The 17,522-nt window shown below is 64.1% G+C and carries 15 protein-coding genes and 1 tRNA gene; 7 read left to right on the top strand and 9 right to left on the bottom strand.

Features of this window, described 5'->3' with window-relative positions; translation table 11 throughout:
* Window positions 1-2,502 carry a DNA translocase FtsK gene (locus ECTOBSL9_RS10915; protein WP_082829877.1) on the bottom strand — a complete coding sequence of 834 codons (2,502 nt, stop codon included), beginning with the start codon at window positions 2,500-2,502 and terminating at the stop codon, window positions 1-3.
* A gap of 70 nt (window positions 2,503-2,572) precedes the next feature.
* On the opposite strand from ECTOBSL9_RS10915, the gene trxB reads away from it, so the two are divergent.
* The 3 genes from trxB to aat all read left to right on the top strand — a co-directional run bounded on the left by trxB (window position 2,573) and on the right by aat (window position 5,630).
* Window positions 2,573-3,523 carry a thioredoxin-disulfide reductase gene (gene trxB, locus ECTOBSL9_RS10910; protein ID WP_063465074.1) on the top strand — a complete coding sequence of 317 codons (951 nt, stop codon included), beginning with the start codon at window positions 2,573-2,575 and terminating at the stop codon, window positions 3,521-3,523.
* Window positions 3,524-3,620: 97 nt separating this feature from the next.
* Complete coding sequence (locus ECTOBSL9_RS10905; protein ID WP_063465073.1) at window positions 3,621-4,781, top strand: GNAT family N-acetyltransferase; 1,161 nt, start codon at window positions 3,621-3,623, stop codon at window positions 4,779-4,781.
* A 123-nt stretch (window positions 4,782-4,904) separates the two neighbouring features.
* Window positions 4,905-5,630, top strand: a complete 726-nt coding sequence (aat, locus tag ECTOBSL9_RS10900) for a leucyl/phenylalanyl-tRNA--protein transferase (protein WP_063465072.1) — start codon at window positions 4,905-4,907, stop codon at window positions 5,628-5,630.
* Between the two features lie 12 nt (window positions 5,631-5,642).
* Here aat and minE read toward each other — a convergent pair whose 3' ends face one another.
* The 3 genes from minE to minC are packed head-to-tail and all read right to left on the bottom strand — an operon-like array spanning window position 5,643 to window position 7,501.
* Window positions 5,643-5,900 carry a cell division topological specificity factor MinE gene (minE, locus tag ECTOBSL9_RS10895; RefSeq protein WP_063465071.1) on the bottom strand — a complete coding sequence of 86 codons (258 nt, stop codon included), beginning with the start codon at window positions 5,898-5,900 and terminating at the stop codon, window positions 5,643-5,645.
* 5 nt (window positions 5,901-5,905) lie between these two features.
* Entirely contained in the window at window positions 5,906-6,715 is an 810-nt protein-coding gene (minD, locus tag ECTOBSL9_RS10890) for a septum site-determining protein MinD (RefSeq protein ID WP_063465070.1), read from the bottom strand.
* A 30-nt stretch (window positions 6,716-6,745) separates the two neighbouring features.
* Window positions 6,746-7,501: a septum site-determining protein MinC gene (minC, locus tag ECTOBSL9_RS10885; RefSeq protein WP_063465069.1), complete on the bottom strand. Its 756-nt coding sequence runs from the start codon at window positions 7,499-7,501 to the stop codon at window positions 6,746-6,748.
* A gap of 230 nt (window positions 7,502-7,731) precedes the next feature.
* Here minC and ECTOBSL9_RS10880 point away from each other — a divergent pair, with 230 nt between their 5' ends.
* The 4 genes from ECTOBSL9_RS10880 to ECTOBSL9_RS10865 all read left to right on the top strand — a co-directional run bounded on the left by ECTOBSL9_RS10880 (window position 7,732) and on the right by ECTOBSL9_RS10865 (window position 11,524).
* Window positions 7,732-9,093 (top strand): NAD(P)/FAD-dependent oxidoreductase, encoded by a 1,362-nt coding sequence (locus ECTOBSL9_RS10880; protein WP_063465068.1) that lies wholly within the window; start codon window positions 7,732-7,734, stop codon window positions 9,091-9,093.
* Between the two features lie 27 nt (window positions 9,094-9,120).
* Window positions 9,121-9,576: a hypothetical protein gene (locus tag ECTOBSL9_RS10875; protein WP_063465067.1), complete on the top strand. Its 456-nt coding sequence runs from the start codon at window positions 9,121-9,123 to the stop codon at window positions 9,574-9,576.
* A 221-nt stretch (window positions 9,577-9,797) separates the two neighbouring features.
* Window positions 9,798-10,226 carry a secondary thiamine-phosphate synthase enzyme YjbQ gene (locus tag ECTOBSL9_RS10870; RefSeq protein ID WP_063465066.1) on the top strand — a complete coding sequence of 143 codons (429 nt, stop codon included), beginning with the start codon at window positions 9,798-9,800 and terminating at the stop codon, window positions 10,224-10,226.
* Between the two features lie 5 nt (window positions 10,227-10,231).
* The gene (locus tag ECTOBSL9_RS10865; protein ID WP_063465065.1) at window positions 10,232-11,524 is read left to right on the top strand and encodes a RuBisCO large subunit C-terminal-like domain-containing protein; all 1,293 of its coding nucleotides are present in this window, start codon (window positions 10,232-10,234) and stop codon (window positions 11,522-11,524) included.
* 41 nt (window positions 11,525-11,565) lie between these two features.
* Here ECTOBSL9_RS10865 and ECTOBSL9_RS10860 read toward each other — a convergent pair whose 3' ends face one another.
* The 5 genes from ECTOBSL9_RS10860 to ECTOBSL9_RS10840 all read right to left on the bottom strand — a co-directional run bounded on the left by ECTOBSL9_RS10860 (window position 11,566) and on the right by ECTOBSL9_RS10840 (window position 17,463).
* Window positions 11,566-13,146: a PAS domain-containing methyl-accepting chemotaxis protein gene (locus tag ECTOBSL9_RS10860; protein ID WP_063465064.1), complete on the bottom strand. Its 1,581-nt coding sequence runs from the start codon at window positions 13,144-13,146 to the stop codon at window positions 11,566-11,568.
* A gap of 58 nt (window positions 13,147-13,204) precedes the next feature.
* Window positions 13,205-14,785 carry a PAS domain-containing methyl-accepting chemotaxis protein gene (locus tag ECTOBSL9_RS10855; protein WP_063465063.1) on the bottom strand — a complete coding sequence of 527 codons (1,581 nt, stop codon included), beginning with the start codon at window positions 14,783-14,785 and terminating at the stop codon, window positions 13,205-13,207.
* A gap of 114 nt (window positions 14,786-14,899) precedes the next feature.
* A complete protein-coding gene (locus tag ECTOBSL9_RS10850; protein ID WP_240481123.1) occupies window positions 14,900-15,469 on the bottom strand; it encodes an NnrU family protein in 570 nt (189 codons plus the stop codon).
* Between the two features lie 66 nt (window positions 15,470-15,535).
* Window positions 15,536-17,191 (bottom strand): DUF342 domain-containing protein, encoded by a 1,656-nt coding sequence (locus ECTOBSL9_RS10845; protein ID WP_063465061.1) that lies wholly within the window; start codon window positions 17,189-17,191, stop codon window positions 15,536-15,538.
* A gap of 184 nt (window positions 17,192-17,375) precedes the next feature.
* Window positions 17,376-17,463 (bottom strand) — tRNA-Ser (locus ECTOBSL9_RS10840).
* Window positions 17,464-17,522 lie beyond the last annotated feature (59 nt).

Below are 17,522 nucleotides of genomic sequence, written 5' to 3'. Positions count from 1 at the left end.
CTACTCCTGTGGCGCGGGCGCCAGTACTTCCCGATTACCGTTGGATTGCAGGGGGCTGACCACGCCGGCGTTCTCCATGTCCTCGATCATCCGGGCGGCGCGGTTGTAGCCGATCTTCAGGCGCCGCTGCACATAGGAAATGGACGCCTTGCGCGACTCCAGGACGATGGCCACGGCCTGATCGTACAAGGGGTCGGACTCCTCGCCACTGTCCACCGGCTCCAGTCCTGGTACGACCGCCGATCCCGATTCGGGTTCCTCAAGCACCGCATCCACATACTCGGGCTCGCCCTGGGCCTTGAGGAAGTTGACCACCTCGTGCACCTCGTGGTCTGCCACGAAGGCCCCGTGCAGTCGCACCGGATGGCCGCTGCCCGGCGGCAGGTAGAGCATGTCCCCGTGCCCCAGGAGCTGTTCCGCCCCCATCTGGTCCAGGATGGTGCGCGAGTCCACCCGGGAGGAGACCTGGAAGGCGACCCGCGTGGGGATGTTGGCCTTGATCAGGCCGGTGATCACGTCCACCGAAGGGCGCTGGGTGGCCAGGATCAGATGGATGCCGGCGGCCCGGGCCTTCTGGGCCAAACGGGCGATCAGCTCCTCCACCTTCTTGCCCACCACCATCATCATGTCGGCGAATTCGTCCACCACGATGACGATGAATGGCAGCGGCTGCAGCTCGGGGGCCGGCTCATCCGGGTCCAGGGCCGCCTGGGGGTTGTAGAAGGGGTCGCGGATGGGTTCGCCCTTGGCTGCTGCTTCCTTGAGCTTGCGGTTGTAGCCGGCGATGTTGCGCACCCCCATGTGGGACATGAGCTTGTAGCGGCGCTCCATCTCCGCCACCCCCCAGCGCAGGGCGTTGGAGGCCTCCTTCATGTCCGTGACCACGGGGGCCAGCAGGTGCGGGATGCCCTCGTAGATGGACAGCTCCAGCATCTTCGGGTCGATGAGGATCAGGCGCACATCCGCAGGCCGCGCCTTGAACAGCAAGGAGAGCAGCATGGCATTGATGGCCACGGACTTACCCGAGCCGGTGGTACCCGCCACCAGCAGGTGCGGCATCTTGGCCAGGTCGGCCACCACAGGGGAGCCACCGATATCCTTGCCCAGCGCCAGGGTCAGCGCCGACCCCGCACCATCGAAGACCGGCGCGCGGATGATCTCCGAGAGGCTGACCAGTTCCCGCTTCTGGTTGGGGATCTCCAGGCCCACGGTGGACTTGCCGGGGATCACCTCGACGATGCGCACACTGATCACCGACAGGGCCCGGGCCAGGTCCTTGGACAGGCCGGAGATGCGGCTGACCTTCACACCGGCGGCGGGCTGAAGCTCGAAGCGGGTGATCACAGGGCCAGGATGAACCTCGACCACCTCCACCTGCACACCGAAGTCCTGGAGCTTTTCCTCCACCAGGCGGGAGAGCTTTTCCAGGTATTCCTCGGTAAAGCCGCCCTCCTGGGGCTTGGGCTCGTCCAGCAGTTTGAGCGGCGGCGCGGCGTTGGGGTCGATGGTGTCATCGCCGAACAGCGACAACTGCATCTTGGGTTTTTTGGCCTTGGGAAGGGCAGGCTCGGGTTCGGGCACCATCGGTTCCAGCACCGGCTCGATCCGGGGCTTGTCGTTCTTGCGGGCCTTGCGGGTCGCCTTCTCGGCGGCCTGCTTCTCTGCCTGCTGGCGCTTTTCCTCCTTGCGGGCCTCGGCCTGCTGGCGTTTTTCCTCCTTTTTCACCTCGGCCTCGCGGGCCTTCTCGGCACGCCTCAGGGCGCGGCGTTCCATGATGACCGCCAGCTTCTCCCGGCCACGGGCCACGAGCCACAGCACGCCCCTGCCCACGGCATCCATCAGGGCCAGCCAGGACAGCCCGGTGAACAGGGTCACGCCGGTGAGGAACAGGGCCAGCAGGAACAGGGTCACCCCCACCAGGTCCAGCATGGGCACCAGCCCCTCCCCAATCACCTCGCCCAGGATGCCGCCAGCATTGAGCGGCAGCATGCCCGGCAGGAAATGCAGGGTGGCCAGACCACAGCCGGCGGCCAGGGTGATCATGAAACCGAACCAGCGTACCCCCAGGGTGTGCAGGTCCAGCTCACCGGTATCCTTGCGCCCGCGGAACACCAGCCAGCCGCTGTAGCCCACCATCACCGGCGCCAGATAGGCCAGATAGCCAAACAGGTAGAAGAACATGTCTGCAAACCAGGCGCCCACGCGCCCACCCAGGTTGTTCACCTGCATGCCGGTGCCGGTCTGAGACCAGCCGGGGTCGGCGGGGTTGTAGCTTGCCAGGGCGATGAACAGATAGGCGGCCGCCGCCGTGAGCACCAGCAGCGCACCCTCGCGCAAACCCCGGCGCAGATGAGCGCTCATGGGGCGTCGGGGCGTCGGTTGCTTGCCGCGTACGGTCTTCTCCGCCTTTTTCTTTTGCCGTGCCTGAGCCAATTTGGAGTCTGGGTTGAAGGCTAGCCGCCTAGTGTACCGTAGGAGCGCCAGCGGGCGCACACCAACCATCACCGCCGACGCCTTTACGCTTGTGGCCGCTTTGAGTAGATTGGCCGTACTTTGAGGGAGACAGTTTACGATGAGTGACACCAAACACTGCCGCCTGCTGATTCTGGGCTCCGGTCCGGCCGGCTACACCGCCGCAGTTTACGCGGCCCGCGCCAACCTGAATCCGGTGCTGGTCACCGGCCTGGAACAAGGGGGGCAGTTGACCACCACCACCGACGTGGACAACTGGCCCGGCGAGGCGGACGGGGTGCAGGGGCCCGAGCTCATGGCCCGCATGAAGCGTCATGCCGAGCGCTTCGAGACGGAGGTGATCTTTGATCACATCCATACGGCGGAACTGAGCCAGCGGCCCTTTCGACTCACGGGCGATGCCGGCAGCTACACCTGCGATGCCCTGATCATCGCCACCGGGGCCTCGGCCATGTATCTGGGCCTGCCCTCCGAGGAGATCTTCAAGGGCCGCGGGGTGTCCGCCTGCGCCACCTGCGATGGGTTTTTCTATCGCGGCCAGAAGGTATCGGTGATCGGCGGCGGCAACACCGCCGTGGAAGAGGCCCTGTACCTGGCCAACATCGCCGATCATGTCACCCTGGTGCACCGACGCGACAAGCTGCGGGCCGAGAAGATCCTGCAGGACAAGCTCTTCGAGAAGGAGCGTGAGGGCAAGGTCACCATCACCTGGGACCATGTGCTGGACGAGGTGCTGGGGGATCAGACCGGCGTCACCGGGATGCGCATCCGTCATGTGAATTCCGGCCAGACCCAGGATGTGGATCTGCAGGGGGTGTTCATCGCCATCGGCCACAAGCCGAACACGGATCTGTTCGAGGGTCAGCTGGAGATGAACAATGGCTACATCCGCGTGAAGAGCGGCCTGGACGGCAACGCCACGGCCACCAGTATTCCTGGGGTGTTCGCGGCGGGGGATGTGATGGACCATGTCTACCGGCAGGCGGTCACTTCGGCCGGCGCCGGCTGCATGGCGGCGCTGGATGCAGAGCGGTTTCTGGACGAGGTGTAGCAAGGGCCGGGGATGAGGGCGACCATGACAGGTTGCACCATGGAACACCGGCCGCCCCACCCGGTCCTAATCAGGGTGCCCACATCAAGGCTCCACCATGGCTGATGCCTCCCACGCCGCGCTGGAACTTCGCATCATCGATGCCCTGGACCCTATCCAGCCGCAGGAATGGGATCTTTTGGGTGGCCATGACCACCCTTTCCTCAGCCATGCCTTCCTCTCCGCCCTGGAGAGGCACGACTGCCTGGGCTCGAAGTTTGGCTGGTATCCCCGCCACATGATCCTGCGGGAGCCGGATGGCACCCTGGTGGCCGCCCTGCCCCTCTATGCCAAGACCAACAACTACGGCGAGTTCGTGTTCGACTGGGCCTGGGAGCAGGCCTGGCAGCGCTCGGGGCTGCGTTACTACCCCAAACTGGTGTCCTCCATCCCTTACACCCCGGCCACCGGCCCGCGCCTGCTGGTCCACCCCCAGCGCGATACACGGGCACTGCGTCAGACCCTGATCCAGCAGGCCATCGAGTTCACCGGCAGCCAGGGGTTGTCCACCACGCACTTTTTGTTCACGGACACCGAGGACACCCAGGCCCTCAGGGAGATGGGACTGGCCCTGCGCATGGGCTGTCAGTATCACTGGCGCAACGATGGTTACCGGGATTTCGATGATTTCCTGGACTGCTTCAGCTCCAAGAAACGCAAGAACGTGAAACGGGAACGGCGCCGGGTGCAGGAGCAGGGGCTGGACGTGCGCATCCTGCATGGGGATGAGGTGGATGACGCGCTTTGGGCGGTGTTCCACCGCTTTTACCTGGCCACCTTCGAGCGCAAGTTCGGCATCCCCACCCTCACCCTGGAGTTCTTCCGGGAAACCGCCCGCACACTGGGTCGCCAGGTGATCATGGTACTGGCCGAGGAAGATGACCAGCCGGTGGCGGCAGCCCTGTGCTACCGAAGCCGCGACACCCTATATGGCCGTTACTGGGGATGCGAACGGGACTATGACGGCCTGCATTTCGAGGCCTGTTATTACCAGGGCATCGACTACTGCATCCGCCACGGTCTGGACCGGTTCGAGCCAGGCGCCCAGGGGGAACACAAGATCAGCCGGGGCTTTCTGCCCACCCGCACCTGGTCCGCCCACTGGGTGGACAATGCCGGACTGCGCGGCCCTGTGGCGGATTTCTGTCGTCGCGAAGAGGAGGCCATGCGGGAGCAGTGCGAGAAGCTGATGAGTCTGTCCCCTTTCCGACAGATCTGATGCCCCTCTCCCCTGCGGGGAGAGGGGTTGGGGTGAGGGGCGAGGAAAGGAACCCTTCCCTATAGGCACCACTGCGGCGATACTGGGGAAACGACGTTGCAGACTCAAGAGAATGGAGACGCCATGTCTGGCAACAACCAAGTGCAATCCCTCACCTGGCTGCGCCCTGGCCAGACAGACGAACCCTTTCCGCCGGTGGAACGGGCCCTGCGTGAACCCAACGGGCTGCTGGCCGCAGGCGGGGACCTGAGCCTGCCGAGGCTGCTGAACGCCTACCGACACGGCATCTTCCCCTGGTACGAGGCCGGACAGCCCATCCTCTGGTGGTCGCCGGACCCGCGCACCGTGATCTACCCCGAAAACGTGCGCGTCAGCCGCAGCCTCAAGAAGACCCTGCGTCGTGGCGAGTTCACCGTCACCTTCGACCAGGCATTCAACGAAGTGATCAAGGGCTGCGCCGGCCCAAGACGTGGCGTGGACGGCACCTGGATCACCTACGGGATGCAGCAGGCGTTCACCCAGATGCACCGCACCGGCTATGCCCACTCGGTGGAAGTATGGCGGCAGGGAGAACTGGTAGGCGGCCTGTACGGGGTGACCGTGGGCCGGGTGTTCTTCGGGGAGTCCATGTTCAGCCATGCCACCGACGCCTCCAAGGTGGCCCTGGTGGTCCTGTGCCGGCACCTGCAGCACTGGGGCTATCCGCTACTGGACTGCCAGACCCCGTCCGAGCACATGACACGCATGGGCGCGGAATCCATCTCCCGGGCACGGTTCAGCGCCCGGCTGGATCAGCTTTGCTCCGTGCCGGGACGCCCAGGCCCCTGGGAGGTGGAACCGGGGGTCTGACCACCCCGCTCCCTACTGCTTGTCCCCCAGGGTGATGTTCACCTCCAGGATCTCGCAGTCACCCTCGTTTTCCAGGTTCATCTGCACCGCATCGTCACCCACCTGGACATACTTGCGGATCACCTCCAGCAACTCCTTGTGCAGCGCCGGGAGGTAGTCCGGACCCGAGCGGCTACTGCGCTCCCGGGCCACGATGACCTGCAGGCGCTCCTTGGCCACCTTGGCGCTGGTCTGTCGCGGGCTCCGGAAATAATCGAAGATACCCTTCATGACGATCAACCTCTGAACAGGCGTCCGAAGATGCCCTTTTTCTGCGTGGTGATGAAACGGTGGGGCCGATCTTCGCCCAGGAACCGGGCCACGGCATCCCGGTAGGCCTGTCCCGCGTCCGATTCCGTGTCCAGCACCACTGGCATACCGGCGTTGGAGGCGTTGAGCACCGCCTGGGACTCGGGAATCACCCCCAGCATGCCGATGGACAGGATCTCCTGCACATCCTCCACGCTGAGCATCTCGCCCTTCTCCACCCGATCCGCCGAGTAACGGGTGATCAGCAGATGGGCGGGCAACGGCTCCTCACCCTGTTCGGCGCGGCGGGTCTTGCTGGAGAGGATGCCCAGCATGCGGTCAGAGTCGCGCACGCTGGACACCTCCGGGTTGGTGACCACAATGGCCTCATCGGCAAAATAGGCCGCCATCAGGGCACCGCGCTCGATGCCGGCGGGGCTGTCGCAGATGATGTATTCAAACTCCTTGGACAACTCCTCCAGCACCTTTTCCACCCCTTCCTGAGTGAGGGCTTCCTTGTCCCGGGTCTGGGACGCCGGCAGGATGTAGAGGTTCTCGGTGCGCTTGTCCTTGATCAGGGCCTGACGCAGGTTGGCGTCGCCGTTGATCACATTGACGAAGTCATACACCACCCGCCGCTCGCAACCCATGATCAGGTCCAGGTTGCGCAGACCCACATCGAAGTCCACAACGGCGGTCTTGTGCCCCTCCTGGGCCAGTCCGGTGGCGATGGCGGCAGACGTGGTGGTCTTGCCCACCCCTCCCTTACCCGAGGTAACAACTACAATGCGTGACATAAAGCCTGCATCTCCTTAGAAGGTTCAGCGCTAGATTTCCGAAATCCTGATGGTCTCACCGGACAGGGTGATCAGGCGATTATCACCCCGCTCGGTGTCCAGGATATCCTCTGCAATACGGTAATGTCCGGCAATGGATACCAGTTCTGCATCCAGACGCCGACAAAAGATGCGTGCCGAATCCAGCCCGCGCACACCGGCCAGGGCCTTGCCCCGCAGCGGGCCATACACATGGATGTGCCCATCGGCCAGCACCTCTGCCCCTGCCGACACCGCACCAGTGATGATCAGGTCTCCCCCGCGTGCATACACCTGCTGCCCGGAACGCACCGGCTGGTTGACCACCAGGGAGGGTGTATGGACGGCCTGTACGGGGGCCACCGGGGCGGCTTCCGGAGGCTCTTTGGGGGCACTGTCAGTCGCGGGCTTCGGTGCCGGCCGCAGTGGTATCTCGCCACCAGCGCGGGGGCCGAGCACGATCAGTGGCAGGCCCGTGCGATCAGCGAACGGCGCCGAAGCCTCGCTGTGGAGTAATCCAATCAGCTTCAATCCATGCTGGCGCACCGTTTCCAGCACCGAAAGCAGGTCCTGAGCCGGCGTGTCGGCCATGGCATCCAGGTCCACCACCACGGGCATGTCACGCATCAGGTCCGGCGCCTCGTGCATGCGCGCCTCCAGGGCCTCCTGCAGCACCGCCGGCTCGGCCGGGTGCAGCCTCAGGATGGAGACCAGGATCATGCGGCCCTTGAACTCGATGGGCTGGATAGGGCTGGGGTTCGCACTCATGGGAAATGGTCCGGCAGATCGGCCAGCGTCGCCAGCCTTTGTAGGTTTGTTGGGTCTGTCGAGGCGCGCATTGTAACGGTTTGCTGGATTGTTCGCGCCGACAACATGCTAATATGCTTATACTATAAAGCGAACATTACAGCCGCAGCGGTGAGCCTCTATGCCACGCCCCCGGGCGTCCGTTCGACCCACCCCCGGCTGACCACCCCGAGGTATGGAGCGAAGTACCGATGAACCATAAAGATAAACAGATCCAATCGGCGGTCCAGCGCGCGCTGGGCGACAAAGGCCTCTCCCGACGTGACTTCCTGCGACTTTCCGGCGGCGGTGCCCTGCTGGCCGGCGCCGCCACCAGCGGCCTGCTTTATTCGGGTACGGCCCGCGCCGTATCCACCAACGCCCGCATTGTCATTGTGGGCGCCGGGGCCGCTGGCCTGTCCTGCGCCACGCGACTGAATCGCGAACTGGAAGGCGCCCAGATCACCCTGATCGATCGGCGCGAAGCGCACTATTACCAGCCCGGACTCACCCTGGTGGCCACCGGCGTGTGGGAAACGACCAAAACCCTGGACAACAACCGTCGCTACATACCCTCCGGTGTGCACTGGATGCACGACATGGTGGCCGAATATGACCCGGACAACAACCGGGTGATCACTGAGGATGGGCGCACCGTGGAATACGATTACCTCATGGTGACGACGGGCCTGCAGGTCAATTACGACCAAGTGGAGGGCATGTCGAAAGAGCTGATCGGTCAACGCGGCGTGGGCTGTGTTTACGATACGCCCGATGTGGCACAGCGTACCTGGCGGGCCGTGGATGAGTTCGTCGATAACGGCGGTGTGGGCCTGTTCACCCGCCCCCGCGGCGACATCAAATGTGCCGGCGCGCCGCTGAAGGTCACCATGCTCACCGAGAGTCGCATGAAGGAGCGCGGCACCCGGGATCGCGCCGAGATGCATTACCTGCCACCGGGGGCCAGCCTGTTCTCCCAACCGGATGCCGACGACTTCCTGAGCAAGAACTTCCCGGAACGTGGCATCGAGATTCACTGGGATCACCCCCTCACGGCCATCGACCCGGACGCCAAGACCGCCACCTTCGAAACTCCCCTGGGTGACGAGACCCTGGATTACGACTTCATCCACGTGGTGCCACCCATGAGCGCACCGGATTCCCTGCGCGAGAGTGAACTGGCGGCTCAGGAGGCCCCGTTCAAGGGCTGGCTGGAAGTGGATCGCCACACCCTGCAGCACAATCGGTATGCCAATGTCTTTGGCGCCGGCGACATCAACGGCGTGCCCATCGGCAAGACGGCGGCCAGCGTGAAGTCGCAGGTACCGGTGGCCGTGGAGAACATGATCCAGGCCATTCAGGGCCGTGAGAACTCGGCCAGCTACGATGGCTACACCTCCTGCCCTCTGATCACTGAACTGGGCAAGGCCATTCTGGTGGAATTCGATTACGACCTGAAAATGAAACCGTCTTTCCCGGTGATCAGCCCCTACGAGGAACACTGGGTGCCGTGGGTCATGAAGGATCGTCTCCTGCTGGCCGCCTACCGCGCCATGCTGCGCGGCCGTATCTGATTCACGTTGCAAACTTAGGAGCAAGCAATGGCCTTTTCATTCGTAGGCATTCTGGCTGTGGTACTGGAGTTTTTCCGTGGGTGGTTCTGGCTGCTGATCCCGCTGATCGTGCTCGATCTGGTGCTGTTGGGGCTCTTCTTCAAGCGCACCTCCGGCCGCCTTCGCAAGTTTTCCCTGCCCTTCAAGGCCTCCATCGGCTTTGGTGTGTTCACCTTCGTGATGGCCTTGATCACCCTGCCGGGGATCACCCGTTCCAGTTGGGAGATGCTGGCGGGGGCGGTGGATTATCTGTCGCTCATCGGCGCCAGCATTGGTTTCGGGGTACTGTTCGCCGTCCTGGCCTTCCCGGTGATGCTGCACATGCTCGGCATTGGCCCCAAGGTGAAGCCCGAGCAGCAGGCAACGCGTCAGGCGCCTCCCGCTCCCAAGGAGTCGCCAGCCGAGCCCCAGGTGACAACCGAACCCCAGCAATCCCAAACCTGAGCCCGCTCCCACAGGGGAAACAATGCCCCGTGGGAGCCCCCGTGGGAGCTGGCCTTGCCGGCGATGCGCTGCGCCAGCAGCGCCCTGCTTCATGGCCGCTCCCCTTCGCGGGCGGGGCCCGCTCCCACGGGGGGCTTCGCCCTGCCGGCTGTTTCATCACAGCTTGACAGCCTCTCCCACCCCCGGCTAGCTTTCACCCACCTCCCACTGCCGGGCCTGTCATGAAGATCAGCCACCACGAACTGCCGCTTGCCACCGAGGCCCCCATCCAGATCCTGGATGTCACCCAGCATGTTCGTGACCTGTTTGCCGACAGCGGTATCCGCAATGGCATCGTCACCCTGATCTCACGACACACCACCGCCTACGTGAACCTCAATGAGCAGGAGCCCATGCTCCAGCAGGACATGCTCACTTACCTCAAGCGCCTGGTGCCCCGTGACGGGGACTACCGGCACAACGAGAATCCGGTGGATGGCCGGGACAACGCCCATTCCCATCTCATGGGGCTGTTCATGAACGCCTCGGAGACCATCCCCATCGTGGAGGGCGAATTGCGCCTGGGCAGCTGGCAATCCATCTTTTTCATCGAACTGGACGGCCCCCGCCCGGAGCGCCGTCTTTCCGTCCATTTCATGGGAACCGAGTAACGCCCATGCAGGCCTCCGACATCGACGGCTTCTTTGCCGAACCCCACCAGATCGATCTGGAAAAGCACCTCATCCTGGACTACACGCTGGAATGCGTGGGTGATCCGCGCACGGCGGCGGCGCACCTGTGCAGCGAGCAGTCCACCGCCCAGTGGAAACGGGTGGACGTGGACGAGGATCTGCGCCCACGCTTTGGCGCCAAGGTGCTGGAACTGGAAGTGATCGAGCAGCGCGAGGCCCTGAGCTATCCCGTGCAGCACGCCGCCCAGGGAGACATCTTCGCCTGCCGCGTGAAGATCGCCCATCCCCATGAGAACTTTGGCCCGCGCATCCCCAATCTGATCTCGGCAGTGCTGGGCGAAGGGCCTTTCTTCACCCCCGGCATCCCGTTGATCAAGTTGCAGGACATCCACTTTCCAGACAGCTTCCTGACCCACTTTCAGGGCCCGAAGTTCGGTGTGCAGGGGCTCAGGGATCAACTCAATGCCCATGACCGCCCCATCTTCTTCGGGGTGATCAAACCCAATATCGGCCTGCCACCGGATGCCTTCTCCGCCATTGGCCACGAGGCCTGGCTGGGCGGCCTGGACATCGCCAAGGATGACGAGATGCTGGCGGACCCGGACTGGTCCCCCCTGACCGAGCGCTGCGAACACCTGGGGCGCGCCCGACGTGACGCCGAAGAGGCCACCGGCACCCCCAAGATGTACCTGGCCAACATCACCGACGAGGTGGATCGGCTGGTGGAGTTGCACGATGCCGCCGTGGCACGGGGCGCCAATGCCCTGCTGGTCAATGCCCTGCCCGTGGGCCTGTCCGGCGTGCGCATGCTGCGCAAGCACACCCAGGTGCCGCTGATCGCCCATTTTCCCTTCATCGCCGCCTTCAGTCGCCTGCCCCATTACGGCGTGCACAGCCGGGTGATGACCCGCCTGCAACGTCTGGCGGGCTTTGACTCGGTGATCATGCCCGGCTTTGGCCCCCGCATGATGACCACCGACGAGGAGGTGCGTGACAACATCCGCGCCTGTCTGGAGCCCATGGGCCAGATCAAGCCCTGCCTGCCGGTACCCGGCGGGAGTGATTCAGCGGCCACCCTCAAGCGGGTGTACGACAAGGTGGGCAGCGTGGACTTTGGCTTCGTACCCGGCCGGGGTGTCTTCGGCCACCCCATGGGCCCCCGCGCCGGCGCCACCAGCATCCGCCAGGCCTGGGACGCCATCGCCGCCGGGGTGGACGTGCACACCCATGCCGAGGATCACCCGGAACTGGCAGCGGCGCTGAAGGCCTTCAGTTAGAGAAAAAGGGGACAGATTTATCTGTCCCCTTTTTCTTTGCATTAGTGGATGCGATCCCAGAACTGCCCCGCCAGCACTTCCAGGTGCTCGGATAACTGATTGAGCTCCTGGGCGGCCTGCTCGATGTTGACGATGGCATCGGCATTGCCATCCGCTGAATGACGGATGTTCGTGATGCTGCGGTTGATCTCCTCGCTCACGGCACTCTGCTCATCCACCGCTGTGGCGATCTGCACGCTCATCTCGGTAATGGAACTCACGCTGCGGGCGATCTCCTCCAGTGACTGCGCCGCCTCGTCGGCCTGACGAACACTGCGCTCGGCCTGTTCCTGACTCTGGCCCATCACCTGCACCGAAGACTGGGCGCCCGCCTGGAGCTTTTCGATCATGCCCTGGATCTCCTGGGTGGCGTTCTGGGTGCGGGCTGCCAGGCTGCGCACCTCATCGGCCACCACCGCAAAACCCCGACCCTCCTCGCCTGCGCGGGCCGCCTCGATGGCAGCATTCAGGGCCAGCAGGTTGGTCTGCTCGGCAATCCCCTGGATCACCTCCACCACCGTACTGATCTCCTCGGTGCGCTGCTCCAGCTCATGGATCGCCTGGGTGGCCCGCTCCACCTCATCCGACAGATTGCCGATGGCCTCACCGGTGGACACCACCACCCGGCGACCGCTGGCGGCACTGGCATCGGCCTGCTCGGCTGAACGGGCGGTATGCTGGGCATTACGGGCCACCTCCTGCACACTGGCGGCCATCTCGTTCACGGCGGTGGCCACCTGGTCGGTCTCGGCCTGCTCGCGCAGGATCTCCTGTCGTGTCTGCTCAATGACGCCGGTCATCTCCTTGATCTGCCGGGAAAGGCGATGCGCCGCCTCCGCCACGCGACCCACGGCAGCCCCGGTCTCGGTGGCCAGCATGCGCATGGCAAACTGGATCTCCCCCACCTCGTCCACACGACCGGTATAGACGTACTGACACAACGGGTTGTGCACCACTGAGCGGGCCTGCACCTGCAGTCGGGCCAGGGGCCTGGTGACCCACCAGGCCCAGCCGCCTGCCAGGGCCACGAACAGCAGGATGGGCATCAGTGTGTGGCTGGCGGGCACACCCACCAGGGCACTACCGAGCCACCCCACCACGCCGGCCAGGCCCACGGCACCGAGCAGGCGCATGCGCAGGCCGGGCAAGGCCCATCTCAAGGCAAAGGGCGGCCGGCCAGCCATCACCTGGGCATACAGCCTGTCGGCGCGCTCCACACACTCCCGGGGAGGACGGGTGCGCACGGACTGGTATTCGGTGATCCGGCCGTTGTGACGAATGGGAGTGACGTAGGCACTCACCCAGTAGTGATCACCATTCTTGCAGCGATTCTTCACCAGCCCCATCCAGGACTGCCCATTCTTGATGGTGTCCCAGAGATTCTGGAAGGCCGCGGGCGGCATGTCCGGGTGACGCACGATGTTGTGGTTCTGGCGCATCAGTTCATCGGCCGAGAAACCGCTGATGTCCACGAAATCATCGTTTACATCGGTGATCATGCCCTTGGCATCGGTGGTGGACAGGATGTTGGTATTGGCGGAAAAGGTCTTCTCCCGCCCGGTAACCGGCAGATTCTTTTTCATGGTTTGCCTCCGGCATGGGAGGGGGCCGGGTGATGGAATGTGGGCCTCGCGTGAGTCATCAGTTGCGGCGCTCCCAGAATTGTCGGGCCAGCAGTTTGAGTTCAGCGGAAAGTCCCGCCACCTGGCTGGCCGCCGACTCGATCTGCTGACCGGAATCGGCATTGCCATCGGCATAGCCACGGATGCGGGTGATGCTCTGGTTGATCTCCTCGCTGACCGATCCCTGCTGATCCACGGCCGTGGCGATCTGGGCACTCATGTCGGTGATGGCGGCGACGCTACTGGCGATCTCTTCGAGGGACTGGGCTGCCCGACCTGCCTGCTCAACGCTCTTCTCCGCCTGCTTGCGGCTGTTCTGCATCACCTCCACCGAGGAATGGGCGCCACGCTGCAGCTTTTCGATGGTGCTCTGGATTTCCTGCGTGGATTCATGGGTGCGGGATGCCAGGCTGCGCACCTCGTCGGCCACCACGGAGAAACCACGCCCATGCTCACCGGCCCGGGCCGCTTCAATGGCGGCGTTCAAGGCCAGCATGTTGGTCTGCTCGGCGATGCCCCGAATCACCTCCAGGACCGCGCTGATGGAGCCGGCACTTTCTTCCAGTTCCTGGATGACCCTGGCCGCGCGCTCCACCTCGTCGGCCAACTGGCCGATGACCTGCTCGGTGGAACTCACCACCTGACGGCCCTGACCGGCGCTGGTATCCGCCGCCAAGGCCGCTTCCGCAGCATTCTGGGCGTTGCGGGCCACCTCCTGAACACTGGCAGTCATCTGATTCACTGCCGTGGCCACCTGATCGGTCTCCGCTTGCTGACGGAGGATCTCATCCCGGGTCCTGCGCACCGAGCCCACCATGGAGTCGGCGTACTCGGCCAGCTGGCTGGCGGCATCGGACACCCGGCCCACAGCGGCGCCGGTCTCGGACCGCAGCATGCGCATGGCGAACTCGATCTCTCCGAATTCGTCGGCGCGCCCCGTGTAGACGTACTGCTCCACCGGGTTATGGGTGATCTCCCTCGCCCGGATACGCAACTGACCGAGGGGTTGCAGGAGCCATATCCCCAGGCCACCAGCCAGCACCAGGGCCAGCAATACCGGCACCACGGCGGTGAGTGCTGGCGCACCCAAAAGCGCGCCAAGCCCGAGAGCCAGCATGGCAGACACGGCCATGCCCCCCGCCAGACGCACCGCGACCGGTGGCATGGGCAACCGCATGGCCAGGGGAAGATGATTATTCATGAGCCCGGCATACACACCGTTGGCTCGATCCACCCAGTCCCGTGCGGGACGGGTGCGCACCGACTGGTACTCAGCCACCTGCCCGTTCTTGCGGATGGGCATGACGTAGGCACTCACCCAGTAGTGGTCGCCGTTCTTGCAACGATTCTTGACCAGGCCCATCCAGGCGCGGCCACCCTTGACGCTGTCCCAGAGGTCCTTGAAGGCTGCAGGGGGCATGTCCGGATGGCGGACGATGTTGTGATTGCGCCTGAGCAACTCATCGTCGACGAACCCGCTGATGCGGATGAAGTCGTCGTTGACGTAGGAAATGGCGCCCTTGAGGTCCGTCGTGGACAGAATATTGGCGTGATCCGATACCGCCTGTTCCCGGCCGGTGACCGGCAGATTCTTCTTCATGGATCATTCAACCCCTGGTTATGCAACACGCATCCCTGACGATGAAACATCCGTCCCCACGGCATCTTGCCCAACACCGGTGCCCCGCCCCCCTGAGCGGAGCACCGGCGGTATTCAGACCATCACCGGCTTGCCGATCAGCAACTCATGCAGGAACAGCGAGAAGGCGAAGTAGCCAACAAGGCCCACCACCACAGTGATGGCGTCCGCTTTCAGGTTAGCGGCAGCAGGCGCCGTTCCCTGAGCGGAATCTCTCTTGCGCGCGGCCCGGAAGGACAACACGGCCCAGACCAGCAGCGAACCGAACAGGATCAGGTCGGCCAGGGTGCCGTTGGAGAACAGGTGGCCCAGGGCCCACACCTTGACGGCGATCACCATGGGGTGCCCGACGCGGGCCTTGATATGGTTGTTGGGCACAAAGGCGGCGGCCAGGAAGATGAAGGCCACCAGACTGAACAGGGCGGTGACGTGGAAGGTCCACAACGGCGGGTACCAGAGCCAGGTGGGGTCCATCCGGGCCATGCCGTAGCCCCAGACGATCAGGATGAAGCCGATCAGTGAAACGACGGAGGCAAACCCCATCCAGGCCTTCTCGCCAAACTGGTCGATCCGGGCGCGACGCCAGTCGTCCGCGAAGATGCGGGTGGAGTGCATGCCCAGGAAGAGCACAAGACCAAGGATCATCACAAACACGGTAAGGCTTCCTTCTTGTTGAGTGGATGGATTCAGCAAACGCTAATAATGCCCTTTTCACGGGGCGTGGTCGAACACCAATTCCCCCTCGCGCAGGAAAAAGGCACCGCCCACCACCTCCTGATCGACACGCCGCACCCGATCGCCCACGTGGACCTCCACACCACCGTAGAGCCGTTCCCGCACCAGGATGCAGGCATCCTGGGAGCGTTCCACCCGCTGCACCAGGGCCTCGCGTTCCAGGGTGAGCTCGGCCATCTCCTCGCGCGCCTTCACCAGGGTGTTCTGCACCCGTTTGATGAAGTTTTCATCCACCCGCTCCGGGTGCTGGCTGGCAAAATGCAGGGTACGGGCCAACTCATCGAGCAATTTCTGTTTCTCCAGCAGGCGCGCATCCACCTGTTCCAGATGGTCCTGTCCTTCCGGATCGACCCCGACCATCACCACGGTGTGAGGGGAAGTCGGTGAACCCAGCAGCAGGCATTCGATGAGTTCCCGGGCCCTGACCTGGCCTCCAACGATCTGCCCCTTGCGCGCCCCGGTGGCCCCCACGGTCACCGACTGATGAGCGCTCACCTGGCAGTGCACCAACTGCTCCTGGACCACCACCACGGCGGCCTCAACGCGGGCGTTTTCCATGAATCGGGCCCTGACCGTGCCCCCCGCCTTGATCACCGCGGTGGGGTGGTGAACCTCCCCGTGTTGCAACTGCCCCACCACACCGTGACGAATGATCACGTCGCCGCCGGCGTCCAGTATGGCGCCCTCCACCATGCCGCCCACCTCGATATCGCCAGTGGATCTCACGCGCATGCCATCGGCCACATCGCCGCGGATGCGCACACTGCCCTCAAAGTTAAGGTGCCCGGAGGACAGATCCACCTGTTTCACATCCAGCAACTCCTCGACCATGACCCCGTTGGGCACCACCACGGGCATGCCGGCAGCGGCAGCCCGCAGCAGATCGGGGTCTTCAGGGTCACGTTCCACGTTGCGCAGCCGGGTGGAGAACGATCGCTCCCGGCCATCACGGGCCGGGATGGGAGCGCCGAACAGATTCAGGCCGGGTGTGCCGGGGGTGGCATGATGGCGACGCATGAGGGGCGTACCGGGGGAGACCTGCACCAGTTCACCCAGGTCCCGATAATCGGCGCGTCCTCGGTCATCGATGCTGGGGATCCGTTCGCGGGCCTCGGGGACCAGGGATTCAAAGACGGTATCCGCGCCGTTCACGGGCGCCGTCGCCCGGGCGATCACGGCAACATCCGGGGCCAGTTCCGGCTGCCTGAGCAAGGCGAGGATGGCGTTCTGGTCAACGCCATGGGTCACCCCCCTCTCGGCGAGGGCCTGGAGCACCTGCTCCACCGTGGCGGGACTTCCCCCGCGGGGACCCTCCACATGCAATGACGCCTCCAGGCCCTTGGCGTCCACCTTCAGGACAAACCGGCCATCCAGCGCCTCGGCCAGCAGGAAGGGCTCCTGATGGCCCGCAGGGGCCGGCTGGCGCAGGGCCTGGGTGAGCACCTTGACCCCCTCATCCAGCACGGCCCAGTCGCCATACCCCGCCTCGCGCAGGGCCACCACCACAGACGCGGCTTCCAGATCAGGATATCCCTGCTCCGGTCCCGGTGTGCAATACACCCGGGTACCAGACTCATCCAGGCGAAGATCCAGATCGGGTATGGAGGCTTCCGGAGATTCGTCGCCGCTCATGGCAACTCCGTGCAAGGGATGGAAGGGCAGTGTAACAAGCGGCGGGGTCGCCCACGAGCAGGCCGAAGGGGGCGAGGCCCGCGCCCACACGGGGTCTGTCACCTTTTTTGTTGTGGGTAAAGGTGTGGGTTAAAGGAAGCCCAAACACAAAAAAGCCCCTTGAATCAGAGGCTTTTTTTCAAGATGGCGGAAGGGGTGGGATTCGAACCCACGGATGGTCGCCCATCGCCGGTTTTCAAGACCGGTGCATTCAACCGCTCTGCCACCCTTCCGTGAACGCTTATCAGCGTTGAGAGGTCATAGAAGGCGGGTAGTTTAACCGGCTTGGTCA

This window comes from Ectothiorhodospira sp. BSL-9, assembly GCF_001632845.1.
In the GTDB taxonomy this organism is placed as follows: Bacteria; Pseudomonadota; Gammaproteobacteria; order Ectothiorhodospirales; family Ectothiorhodospiraceae; genus Ectothiorhodospira.
Note: the sequence above shows the minus strand (reverse complement) of the source record. Positions and strands in the feature narration are given on the sequence as shown.